Origin of the sequence: Sphingomonas azotifigens NBRC 15497, from assembly GCF_002091475.1 — a bacterium.
Classification (GTDB): Bacteria; Pseudomonadota; Alphaproteobacteria; order Sphingomonadales; family Sphingomonadaceae; genus Sphingomonas; species Sphingomonas azotifigens.
This window is the reverse complement of sequence record NZ_BCTR01000001.1, coordinates 55496-67645: the sequence shown is the minus strand read 5'-3', so window position 1 is coordinate 67645 and position 12150 is coordinate 55496. Positions and strand designations below refer to the sequence as shown.

At 67.9% G+C, this 12150-nt stretch carries 9 protein-coding genes; 2 read left to right on the top strand and 7 right to left on the bottom strand.

Annotated features, from left to right (window positions below):
- Positions 1-94: 94 nt before the first annotated feature.
- From SAZ01S_RS00255 to SAZ01S_RS00245, 3 genes are read right to left on the bottom strand one after another with little or no spacing between them, the layout of a single operon-like run.
- Positions 95-652 carry a hypothetical protein gene (locus SAZ01S_RS00255; RefSeq protein WP_084578897.1) on the bottom strand — a complete coding sequence of 186 codons (558 nt, stop codon included), beginning with the start codon at positions 650-652 and terminating at the stop codon, positions 95-97.
- A gap of 12 nt (positions 653-664) precedes the next feature.
- Positions 665-1849, bottom strand: coding sequence for a M24 family metallopeptidase (locus tag SAZ01S_RS00250; protein WP_084578895.1), 1185 nt, complete (start codon positions 1847-1849; stop codon positions 665-667).
- 10 nt (positions 1850-1859) lie between these two features.
- Positions 1860-3092 carry an NAD(P)/FAD-dependent oxidoreductase gene (locus tag SAZ01S_RS00245; protein ID WP_084578893.1) on the bottom strand — a complete coding sequence of 411 codons (1233 nt, stop codon included), beginning with the start codon at positions 3090-3092 and terminating at the stop codon, positions 1860-1862.
- Positions 3093-3218: 126 nt separating this feature from the next.
- On the opposite strand from SAZ01S_RS00245, the gene SAZ01S_RS00240 reads away from it, so the two are divergent.
- Positions 3219-3863: a GntR family transcriptional regulator gene (locus SAZ01S_RS00240; RefSeq protein ID WP_084578891.1), complete on the top strand. Its 645-nt coding sequence runs from the start codon at positions 3219-3221 to the stop codon at positions 3861-3863.
- 4 nt (positions 3864-3867) lie between these two features.
- Here SAZ01S_RS00240 and SAZ01S_RS00235 read toward each other — a convergent pair whose 3' ends face one another.
- From SAZ01S_RS00235 to SAZ01S_RS00225, 3 genes are read right to left on the bottom strand one after another with little or no spacing between them, the layout of a single operon-like run.
- The gene (locus SAZ01S_RS00235) at positions 3868-5274 is read right to left on the bottom strand and encodes an amino acid permease (RefSeq protein ID WP_084578889.1); all 1407 of its coding nucleotides are present in this window, start codon (positions 5272-5274) and stop codon (positions 3868-3870) included.
- A gap of 26 nt (positions 5275-5300) precedes the next feature.
- Entirely contained in the window at positions 5301-6299 is a 999-nt protein-coding gene (locus tag SAZ01S_RS00230; protein WP_084578887.1) for a 4-hydroxyproline epimerase, read from the bottom strand.
- Between the two features lie 8 nt (positions 6300-6307).
- Positions 6308-7231, bottom strand: coding sequence for a dihydrodipicolinate synthase family protein (locus tag SAZ01S_RS00225; protein ID WP_084578885.1), 924 nt, complete (start codon positions 7229-7231; stop codon positions 6308-6310).
- Between the two features lie 259 nt (positions 7232-7490).
- On the opposite strand from SAZ01S_RS00225, the gene SAZ01S_RS00220 reads away from it, so the two are divergent.
- Complete coding sequence (locus SAZ01S_RS00220; protein ID WP_084578883.1) at positions 7491-9101, top strand: family 43 glycosylhydrolase; 1611 nt, start codon at positions 7491-7493, stop codon at positions 9099-9101.
- A gap of 75 nt (positions 9102-9176) precedes the next feature.
- Here the strand turns inward: SAZ01S_RS00220 and SAZ01S_RS00215 are convergent, their stop codons facing one another.
- The gene (locus SAZ01S_RS00215) at positions 9177-12128 is read right to left on the bottom strand and encodes a TonB-dependent receptor domain-containing protein (RefSeq protein ID WP_167693020.1); all 2952 of its coding nucleotides are present in this window, start codon (positions 12126-12128) and stop codon (positions 9177-9179) included.
- Between the last annotated feature and the right edge of the window lie 22 nt (positions 12129-12150).

Sequence of the window (12150 nt, the reverse complement as noted above, 5' to 3'; positions counted from 1 at the left end):
ACTTGCATGGTCGTGGTGACGTTCGAGCCGGCAGGCGCGAAGTGCGCGGGCGGGGTTGCCCGCGCGTGGGATTTCGGCGCCTGAAGAACAGCCGCTAGGCAGCGGCGGACGGCAGGATGCGGCCGAGGCGCTCGACGATCATTCGCGCCTCGCCCTCGTCCAACCCGGCGCCCACATAGAGGGTGCGGGGGCCATAGTCGAACTTGAGCGCGCCGTTGCGCTGGTTGGCGAGGAACGGCACCTGCCAGCGAAACTGGAACGGCCAGGCGGGCTGCGGTGCCACCGAAAGATTGCGGATCTGCGCGCCCTGATACAGCCAGCGCCGCGAAAGGCCGAGAGCGGTGTGCGCGATCTCGATGTCCCTGCCCCGCACGGCGATGATCTCGGCGCCGGTGAACATCCAGGCGAGCGTTCCCGCCGCCGCACACCATCCGAGCGCCCATGCGCAAAGCCAGACAACGAGAAACAGCTCGAAGTTCGTCAGCAACTGCGTCATCGCGGCGATGCCGCCCAGCGTCCACAGCACCAGCCAGAACGGCAGGAACAGCATCACGAAGATGTGGCGCGGCGCCTTGATCCGTATCCGCTCGCCCTCGGCCGTAGTCTCGACGACGAAGCGCTCCCGATGCACCGGTTCGTAGCGTGCGCCCATGGATGGTCCCCCTTACCCCAGCCGATCGATAGCAAGCTGCGGCTCGGTAAACCAGCGCGGGCCTGTTTCGGTCATATGGAAATGGTCTTCCAGCCGCACGCCGAAGCGGTCGGGCACGACGATCATCGGCTCGTTCGAGAAGCACATGCCGACGTCGAGCGGCGTGCGGTCGCCGCGGACCAGATAGGCAGGCTCATGGATCGAAAGGCCGATGCCGTGGCCGGTGCGATGGGGCAGTCCCGGCAGGCGATAGTCGGGACCCAGCCCTGCCCGCTCCAATACGGCGCGCGCCGCGGCATCGACCTGCTCGCATGGCGCGCCCAGTTCGGCCGCCGCAAAGGCAGCCGCCTGCGCCGCCTTCTCAAGCCCCCAGATCGCCTGTTCTTCCTCCGACACCCGGCCGAAGGCATAGGTGCGCGTGATATCGGAATGATAGCCTTCGACGGTGCAGCCGGTATCGATCAGGACAAGCTGCCCTTCTTCCAACGCCTGCTCGCCGGGCAGACCATGGGGGAAGGCGGTCGCATGGCCGAACTGGACGATGCAGAAGCTCGAGCCCGCCGCCCCCAGCGCCCGATGGGCCTGGTCGATGAAGCGCTTGACTGCGCCGGTGGTGATGCCGGGCTCGAGGACGCGGGCGGCGGCGTGATGCACCGCGAGCGTCATGTTCTTGGCCTGCTGCATCAGCGCGATCTCGGCGGGCGACTTGCGCATGCGGCAGCCGTCGATCGCGGGGGCACCGTCGACCAGCACGACGGTCGGCGCGGCGCGGCGGAGGCGCTCGGCCATCTGGAAGGGCAGCGTCGGGTCGAGGGCCAGCGTGGTCACGCCGTCCAGCGCGCCGGCGACCAACGCGAAGGGATCCTCGTCTTCCTCCCACAGCCGCATGTCGGCGTCGAACGCCATGTCGGCGGTTAGCGAACCGAGCTCGAAACGCGGGCAGATCATGATCGGCGCGCCGTGCAGGGGCACCAGCATCGCGACCAGCCGCTCGGTGGCGCCCCAGGGCACGCCGGCAAAATAGCGCAGCGACATGCCGGCATTCACCAGCAGCGCCTGCGCGCCCATCGCCTCCAAGTACGCACGCACGCGCGCGAGGCGGCCCTCGCGCTCGGCGAGCGTGATCGCGGGGGCCCGGTCGGCCCAGAGGGCCAGCGCGGCGAGTTCGCGCTCCGCGGTGGATCCACCGATGGTCATGCTGTCTTCCTTATGCTTCGAAGCGGTGGAGGCCGAACGGGGCCAGATCGATCGCGGGGGCCCGGCCCTCGGCAAGCGCAACGACGCTATCGCCGGTCACCGCCGCCAGGGTGAGGCCAAGATGCTGGTGCCCGAAGGCGTAGAGCAGATTGCTGGCGCGGCTGCTGCGACCGATCGCGGGCAGATAGTCGGGTAGCGTAGGGCGCGCGCCCATCCAACGGGTGAAGGGCGGCCGCAACGGCAGGCCGAGCGCCGACACATGCGCCTCAAGCCGTTCCCATTTGGCCGGATCGGGCGGCGTGTCGATATCGGCGAACTCGACGAAGCTCGCCACCTGCACGCAGCCGGCATAGCGCGTGACGATCATCGCGCGCTCCTCGAACACCAGCGGCGGCAGATCGGCGGGCCAGTCGTGGTCGCTCGCGCGCAGATGATAGCCGCGCTCTGCAATGATCGGGACATGGTGTCCGAGCGGCGCCAGCAGCCGGCCCGAGGCGACGCCGGCGGTGACCAGCAGCTGATCCATGTCGGCAAGTGCGACGCCGTCGACGAGGACCCGTGCCTCGTCGCCCGCAAGGTGCAACGTCGCCCGGCCCGGCAGGATCGTGCCGCCTGCCGCCGCCAGGGCAGCGCGGAGTGCGCGATCCAGCACGCCTAGGTCCGCGATCTGGGCCGTATTGGTGAATCGGATCGCACCTGCTGCCGACGGGCCGGGCAGCGCCTGCAGCTCCGCGACCGTGGCGTCGCGGAACGTCGCGGTTCCGATCTCGGCAGTCGTCCAGGCGCGCCTGCCCGCTGCCGCCGCGGCAGCGCCGTGCCAGGCGATCATATGGCCGCGCACTTGCAACAGATCCGGCACGTCGAGGCTATCGGCCAACCACTGCCAGGCCGGCATGGCCCCGGCGAGCAGCCCGGACAAGGCGCGTTGCCCCCGGACGAAACTGCCCGGCCGCGCGGCGCCGAGCAGCCTCAGCCCGAACGGCAGCCATCGCCGCCACGCCGCCGCCGGCAGTGCGACGGCGCCCCCTGCCCCGAAGCGGCGGCGGGGTAGGCTTCGCACGGTTGCCCAGGAGGCAAGCGGCGTGACCTGCTCGATCGCGATATGGCCGGCATTGCCCCAGGACGCAGCCTGACGATCGGGGTCGGCGTCGACCAGCCGCACCTGCCAACCGGCACGGGCAAGCGCCAGCGCACTCGCCAGCCCCACGATCCCGCCACCGATCACTATCATATTGCGCTGCATCAGCTTTGCCTTGCCAGACTTGTATCGCAGGTATACTGTATTTTATAGCCCCACTGTCAAAATGCGCCTGCCAATGGGGCGCACTGCGTGGCCGCCATATCTGTTTCCGTACGTGGGAAAGCCTGCATGAGCATCGTCGTCCGCACCCTTTCGGAGCAGATCTTCACGATCGTCCGCGAGCAGATCGTCTCCGGCAAGCTGCCGGTCGATCAGGCGATCCGCCAGGATGCGCTGGCCAACCAGCTGGGGGTGAGCAAGATTCCGCTGCGCGAGGCGCTGGCCCGGCTGGAGCAGGAAGGGCTGCTGATCGGCCAAGCGAACCGGGGCTATTTCGTGCGCGCCATGTCCTCGGGCGAGGCCGAGGAAATTTACGCGCTGCGCCTCGCGATCGAGCCGGATGCGGTAGCCGCCGGCGCGGCGAGCGCGACCGACGCCGATCGCGCCGCGGCGCGCGAGGCGCTGGCAGCGCTCGACATCGCCGCGGGCGAACATCTCGAGGAGGTGGCAGCGCGCAACCGTGACTTCCACATGGCGCTGGTTCGCCCCGGCGGGCGGCTGCTCACCACCCAACTGGTCGAACGGCTGCAGATCCTTTCCGAGCGCTATGTCCACAAGCATCTCGAGCCTGCCGGCCGCGAGGACCGGGCGCATCTGGAGCACGCCGACCTGATCCACGCGTGGGAGAAGGGCGACGGTCCCCGGGCCCGCGCTCTCGCGCGTGCGCACATCGAAGGCACCCTCGCCGATCTGCGTCGCCAGCTGAACGGGTAGGCCCTCAGCCGCGCGCCAGCACGCTGCGCGCGCGGCCATAGAGGAAATAGACGGCAAGACCGGCGAGGTTCCAGATCAGGAAGCGGACCAGCGTCTTCTCCGGCAGCGAGAAGAGCAGGTAGAGGCAGCCCAGCACCGCCAGCGTACCGATCAGATAGGGCTGCGGGCAGCGGAAGATCCGCGGCGCATCGGGCGCGCGGCGGCGCAGCAGCATCATGCAGAGGCCCACTGCGATGAACGCGATCAGCGTGCCGGCATTGGCGAGCTCGGCAATCTCGTCCAGCCGCAGGAAGCCGGCGACGGCGGCCACGAACAGTCCGGTGATGCCGGTGACCAGCACCGGCGCGCCGGTGCGCGGCGAGACCTTGGCGAGCGCGCGCGGCAACAGCCCGTCGCGCGCCATCACGAAGAAGATGCGGCTCTGACCGTACATCATCACCAGGATGACCGACGGCAACGCGACCAGCGCGGCAGCGGCGATCGCCCAGGCGGCGAAAGGGTGGCCGAGCGTACGCAGCACCAGCGCCAGCGGCTCGGGCGAATTGCCGAGCGTGGTGGTGGACATCGCACCCACCGCGGCGACCGCGACGAGGATATAGATGGTGGTGCACAGCGCCATCGAACCGACGATGCCGATGGTCAGGTCACGGCCCGGCTTCTTGGCTTCCTCGGCGGAGGTCGCAACGGCGTCGAAGCCGTAAAAGGCGAAAAACACGATCGCGGCCGCCGCCATCACGCCCCGCGTCGCGGTGCCCTCGGCATGGCTGGCAAAACCGTGGGGCAGGAAGGGGTGGAAGTTGGCGGCGTCGAAGCCCGGCAGCGCCAGCGCGACGAACACGGCGAGCGCGACGAGCTTGATGATAACGAGCACGATGTTGAGCGTCGCGCTCTCGCGGGTGCCGAGCATCAGCATACCGGCGATCGCGAAGGAGACGAGCACCGCCGGCAGATTGACGAGACCCCCGGCATGCGGCCCCTGGAGCAGCAGCGGCGGCAGATGCACCCCCGCCGATTGCAGCCAGCCGACCAGATAGCCGGACCAGCCGACCGCCACCGCCGAGCAGGCCAGCGAATATTCGAGGATCAGGCTCCAGCCGACCACCCAGGCGATCGTCTCGCCGAGCACGGAGTAGCTATAGGTATAGGCGCTGCCGGCGGCGGGGATCATCGTCGCCAGCTCGGCATAGGCAAGCGCGGCACAGGCGCAGACCGCACCTGCAATCACGAAGGCGAGGATCACCGCAGGCCCTGCCCGCTCGGCGCCGACCCCGGTCAGCGTGTAGATGCCGGTGCCGACGATCGCGCCGACCCCCAGCGCGATCAGATGCGGCCAGGACAGGCTGGGGCGCAGCCGATGCGCATTGGAACCCGTGCTCCGTTCGATCGGCTTGATAGGTCCCCAAAACCCCATGCACGCTCCCCCAGATTTTTGTGTGATCAGACGACCGAGAAGCCGGCCCAGAACGGGTCCTCGCGGTCAATCCAGATAGTGTTGAAACCAGTGGCGATCGCCGAGCCTTCGATCGAGGGAATGATGCCGGGCCGGTCGCCCACCATCACCGCTTCCTCGACCCGGCCGATGAACCGGCTGCCGATATAGCTTTCATGGACGAAGCGGTCGCCGACGTTCAGCCGCCCCTGCTGCTCGAGATGCGCGAGCCGCGCGGAAGTGCCGGTGCCGCACGGGCTGCGATCGATCGCACGTTCGCCGTAGAAAACGGCGTTGCGGCCATCGGCCCCCTCGCCCTTCGGCTTGTCGGCCCAGAGGACGTGGCTGACGCCGCGGATGCGGTCGTCGAGCGGGTGGACCGGCTCCACCTTATCGCGCACCAGCGCGCGGATCGTGCGGCTGAGCTCGACGATGCGCGAGGCGCCGAGATCATCGAGGCCGGTGTACGGCCCCTGCGGCTCGATGATCGCGTAGTAGTTGCCGCCATAGGAGACGTCGATACGGAGCGGGCCGAAGCCCGGCACCTCCACCTCGATGCCGCGCGCGGCGACATAGGCGGGCACGTTGCGGATGCGCACCCAGCGCACCCGGTCGCCCCCCATGCCATAGGCGATGTCGATCACCCCCGCCGGCACTTCGATGCGCAGCTGCCCCGGCGTGCGCGGCGTGATCAGCCCGTGCTCCAGCCCGAAGGTGACCATGCCGATCGTGCCGTGCCCGCACATCGGCAGGCAGCCCGAGGTCTCGATGAACAGGATGCCGCAATCGGCGTCCTCGCGGGTGGGCGGGTAGAGGAACCCGCCCGACATCATGTCATGCCCGCGCGGCTCGAAACACAGGCCGGTGCGGATCCAGTCGAACCGCTCCAGGAAATCGGCGCGCCGCGCCAGCATGTCGCCGCCGCGCAGCAGCGGCGCGCCGCCCGCCACCAGCCGCACCGGGTTGCCTGCGGTGTGGCCGTCGATGCAGAAGAAGGTGTGGCGCATGGACGCGATCAGGCCGCTTTTGCCTGGCGCTGGCTCGGCCGCGTCGCTGCGGCTTCCTCAACCCAACGGATGACCTGCGCGCGGCGGTCACCCGAGAGCGGCAGACGCGGCAGGCGGACACGCTCGCTGCCGCGGCCCATGATCTGCTCGGCGAGCTTGATCGACTGGACAAGGTCATGTTCCGCATCGAGGTGGAGCAGCGGCATGAACCAGCGATAAATCGCGCGTGCCTCGTCGAAGCGGCCTTCGTTGAACGCCGCGACCAGCCGCACCGACTCTTCCGGAAAGGCGCTGGTGAGGCCCGAGACCCAGCCCGAGGCGCCGAGGAACAGGCCTTCAAGCGCGACGTCGTCCAGCCCGGCCATCAGCGTGTAGCGATCGCCATAGCGGTTGAACAGGTCGGTGAAGCGGCGCGGATCGGGCGCACTTTCCTTGACGGCGACGATGTTCGGCACGTCGGTAAGGCGGTCCAGCGTATCGGTGCCGATCGACACGCGATAGGCGGGCGGGTTGTTGTAGAGCATGATCGGCAGCGAGGTCGCCGCCGCCACCGCGCGGAAATGCGCCTCCAGTTCCTCGGCCTTAGGCACATAGACCATCGCCGGCAGCAGCATCAGCGCATCGACACCGATCTTCTCGGCATCACGGGCATAGTCGATGGCGCGAGCGGTGGTGAATTCGGAAACGCCGGCGACCAGCGGCACCCGGCCGCCCACCGCCTCGACGCCCGCCTTCAGCACGAGACGCTTTTCGTCGGGCTCGAGCGAATTGTTCTCGCCACAGGTGCCGAGCAGGATCAGGCCGTCGACGCCGTCATCGACCAGCGCGGTCTGGGTGCGCTGGGTGGCTTCGAGATCGATCGAAAGATCCTCGGCGAACTGGGTCGTCGCCGCGGGATAGACGCCGGTCCAAAGCGTCTTGGCTGCAGTCATGAGAATGCTTTCCTCCTTGGGGTCCCCAACTTCGTATACCGTATTATCCCATGTTGCAACTGCGAGCTTCAACCGAGTGCCAGTTCCGACCCGTCACACCGCAGGATCGGCACGAATCAGCACCCCATAGCCACCCCGACCGATCGTATAATATATTTGACGAAGGCCGATCTTTTGTGCTGCATGGCTGCACTTCCCGTCCCGCGCGCGTCGACCGCCGGAATGCGCGTGTGCACCTTCATACCGCGAGCGCCTCTCCATGCCCAGAACCCAGCCATCCGCCTCTCCAGTCCGCGCCCTGCGCGGCCTGCTGCCGCTGGTTGCAATTCTCCCCAACCCCGCCGCGGCGCAGCGCGACACCGCCGCGCGCACGCTGCGCAGCCCCGGCAATCCCATCCTCGCCGACGGCCGCACGTACAGCACCGACCCGGCACCGTTTGTCGACGGCGACACGCTGTGGATCCTCGCCGGGCGCGACGAGGCGCCGATCGGGATCAACGATTTCATCATGAACGAATGGCAGCTGCTTGCCACCACCGACCCTGCGAAAGGTGTCTGGCAGCACATCCCGGCGATTGCCCGCCCCGAAACGCTGTTCGCCTGGGCGGAGCCCGGTCGCGCCTATGCCGGCCAGATCGCCAAGGGCGCCGACGGCCGCTTCTACCTCTACGCCGCCGTCCTGCAGAACGAGCGTACCGCAGCACCCGGCACCGCCGACCGGTTCGCGATCGGCGTTGCCGTCGCGGACCGCCCGACCGGCCCGTGGCGCGACGCGCACCCCGCCGGCCCAATCCTTTCGCAGACAGTGCCGGTGCCGAACGATATCCAGAATATCGACCCGACCATATGGATCGACGACGACGGCCGCGTCTTTCTCTACTGGGGTACCTTCGGTCGCCTTCGTGCCGTCGAGCTCGCGCCCGACATGGTCACCGTCCGGGGCTCAGAGCATCGGATCGAGGGCGCGACCGGCTTCTTCGAGGCACCCTGGCTGATGAAGCGGCGCGGCACCTATTACCTGCTCTACGCCGCCAACAATGCCGGCCCCGACAGCCCGTGCACCCCGGCGATCTACCATGCCTGCCAGGCCTACGCGACCGCGCCCACGCCGCTCGGCCCCTGGACCTATCGCGGCGTGGTGCTCAAGCCGGTGTCGTCGACCACTTCGCATGCCGGCGCGATCGCGTTCAAGGGCCGCTGGTACCTCGCCTATCACACCGCCGATGCCGTCGGCGGTGGGCATTTCCGGCGCTCGGTGGCGCTCGATCCGCTGACCTGGGACGACAGCGTCACCCCGGCCGCGATCCGCCCCGTCACGCCGACGCGCCGGCCGATGCCACCGGCACGCCCCAGCCGCAACGTCGCGCCGGGCGCGACGGCGACGGCGTCCAACCTGCCGCTGCGAGTGCAATACTGGATCGCAGCGCTCAACGACGGGATCGTGCGCGAGAGCCCGCTGCCGCCGGACATGTGGGCGAGCTGGACCGGCACCAACCCTGCGCGTCCCTGGATCGAATATCGCTGGCCCGCGCCGGTGACGCTCGATGCCAGCCGCATCCGCTTCTTCGCCGATCACCCCGCCGGCGCGCGCGCGGGCATCGCTCCGCCCGCCCGCTGGCACCTCGAATATTGGCAGCAGGGATGGAAGCCGGTGCCCGGTGCCGACGGCGTCGCCCCGCGCGCCGATCGGTTCGTCGAGCTGCGCTTCGCACCGGTCACCACCCGCTGCCTGCGTGCGGTGTTCGATGCCTCGGGGTACCAGGGTGTCTATGCCGGGGTCGGCGTGCAGGAATGGGAAGCGCTCGCGGTCCGGCCGGTGGCGCCGTCCGCGCGGCACCGGGCGGCCGTTCCGTCCTGCGATCGGCGGTAGCGCTCGCCGACGCCGGCCGGCGAGCACCACAAGGCAAAAGGCCGCCCGGCATCGGCATGCCGGGCGGCCGTTTCGTCAGAAGCGGGCCGAGATGCCCACCCGCAGCGTGCGCCCGCGCACACCGTAATAGGCGGGAAAGGTATTGAAGTACGACCCAATGTTATAGCTCGGGTCCATGCCGATCAGCGGCGGATCCTTGTCGAACAGGTTCTGCACGTTGAATCGCAGGTCGATCCCCTTCACCAGCGTGACGTTCGAGTTGAAGTCGAAATAGCTGATGCCCGGGATGTGGCTGGCGAGCGGGTAGGTCTGGCCCGGCGCCGCCGCCAGCACGCTGTTGGTCGACAGCTTCGAGATCCGCGTCGGCCCGGTATAGCGCCAGGTCACGCCCATCCCGCCCTTGACCCAGGGCAGCTGCCATTGCAGCCCGGCGACATGGCGCCAGCGCGGCATCGGATCGCCGCACGAGAAGCCGAAATAGCCGAGGCACGACCAGGGGATGTTGCCCGGCGCGAACTGCCGTTCATATTTGGTCGTCAGCGTGCCGTTGAAGCTCAGGCTGAACGTGCCGAGATGGTCAGCGATGCCCAGCCGCTTCGGATCGAGCGCATAGTTGGTCGAGAAGTCGATGCCGCGCGTCGCGGTGTAGCCCGAGTTGTTGTAGCGGGCATCGGCCACCAGCAGCACGCCGGTCTGCGGGTCACGCTTGTAGAACTGGCAGAAGAACTGGACCTTGTTGTCGTAGCACTGGCTGAACGCCATGTTGATACGGGTCCATTCGAACGCGCCGCGGATCATGATGTCGTAATAGTCGACGGTCGCGGTGAAGCCCGGGAAGAAGCGCGGCTGGATCACCGCACCCACCGTGACGCTGCGCGAGCGCTCCGGCTGCAGGTCGCGGTTGCCGCCATTGACCAGGGTGGTCGGGCAAAAGCCGTTGGAGTCGCAGCCGGTGTAGCTGGTCAGCGCGTCATATTGCGCGCGGGTCATGCCGATCGAGCACTGCTCGAAGGTATAGCGCTTCGGGCCGTTGCCGTTCGCCGACGCGCGCGGCGGCGCGCAGAGGTCGAGGAACGACGAATTGGGGTAGCGATTCTCGCCCTCCAGCCGCTCCAGCACGCCGACACGCACCGCGCGGTTGTAGCTGCCGCGGAAGCGCAGCCCGTCGAGCGGCGCCCAGCTCGCCTCGGCCTTCCAGCTGTGCACCAGCTTGCTGTAGACGTCGTAATCGGAGATGCGGTAGCCGCCGTTGACGCTCAGTTCCTTGAAAAACGGTCGGTTTTCGATCAGCGGAATGTCAATTTCGCCGCCCAGCTCGCGCACGGTGGTGCGGCCGTCATAGGTGGTGAAGTTCGACCATGCGCCGAAGCCTTCGGACTGGTTGCGATACTTGCGATACTCGCCGGTGATCGCGAAGCCGATGCCGCTGGCGGCCAGCGGGCTCTTGAGACCGTAATCCTCGAGCGTGCCCGAGATGACACCGTTGATCACCTTCAGGTCGCTCTGCTGACGGCGGCTGCCGTCCGCCGTCAGCCAGCTATACACCGCGTCGCTGATCGACGAGGTCGACGAGAAGGCATCGATCGGCTGGCAGTTCGGATCGGTGCCGTTGATCTTGGACAGGCAGGTCGGCGTGCCGTTGACGTTGCGCACCTGCAGCCCGCGGGCCATGCGGTTGGGCAGGTCGTCATACCAGATATGATCGGCCGAGCCCTCCATCACGTTGCGCGTCTGCTGGTAGCCCAGCTCGAAGCGGATCTTGTCGACGATCTTGCCCGACAGCGTCAGCGCGCCGCGCCAGTCGGTCGTGGTGTTGCGGAAGTTCTGGAACATGCCCGGCCGGAACAGCGACAGCGAGATGGGATCGCTGAGCGCGGTGGTCCCCGCTGCCGATCCGCAGATCACCTGGGCCTGCTGCTGGCCGAGGAACGGGTTGTCGCAGTTGACCGGCGCGGTGGGCGTCCACAGACCGCCGTCGACCGAGTTGCGGCCGGTCTCGACGAGGCGGCTGTAGAGGAAGCTGCCGCTCAGCCGCATGCCCTGCGGCAGTTCGACCGTCAGGAAGCCGCCGCCGTTGAAGGTTTCGTTGCGCCGCTGCACCGAATCGACCCGCTGGATCCGCACTTCGTCGGCGAGGTCATAGGGGCGGAAGCTGCGCGAGCCATCCTTGGCGTTGGTCAGGTCCTGCCCGTTGACGGAGAAATAGTTGTACGGGTTGTAGGTGGTGCCGTCGCACGACCATTTTGTGTTGCCGGCGCTCACATTGGTCGGATCGAACATCAGCAGCGGGCAGTTGGTGATGTCGAGATCGCGATACTGGATCGGATCGGCCTTCTTGTAGGTCGCGAAGGCGCTGATATTGACGCGGTCGCCGAGGAACGACTTGCCGGCTGCGAGCGACGCGAAATAGTTGCCGCCGCCCAGATAATAGCCGCTCGGCGCCGGATAGCCCGCCCGCCCGGCGGCATCGGTCAGCAGCTTGCTGTTGTTGTTGTGGTTGAAGCCGCTGACTTCGCCGTCAAAGGCGATGCCGTTGAACTTGCGCTTGACGATGAAGTTGACCACGCCCGCGATCGCGTCCGAGCCATAGACCGCGGAGGCGCCACCCGTCATGATGTCGATCCGCTCGATCAGCGCGCCGGGGATGATGTTGACGTCATTGTCCATGCGCTGCCCGTTGAGCAGGGTCAGGGTGCGTCCGGCGCCCAGCCGGCGCAGGCCCACCGGCGCCGCGCCCGAAGTCCAAGTCGCGCCCTGGATGCCAAGCATCGGGGTGACCTGCGGCAGCTGCGCCAGCGCGTCCTCGATGCGCGCGAGGCCCCGCTCCTTCAGATAGGTTGCATCGACCGTGGTGATCGGCGCATTGCTCGTCATGTTCGGGCGGATGATGCGCGTGCCCGTGACGATCAGGTCCGCGCTGTCCTTGTCCTTGTCCGAATCCTTCGCGCCGCCCGCGTCCGCGCTGGCGGGAACACTGCTCGTGTCCTGCTGGAGGAGCGTTGCACCCTGCGTTTGCGCTTGCGCCAACGCCGTCCCCGAAAGCGACAAC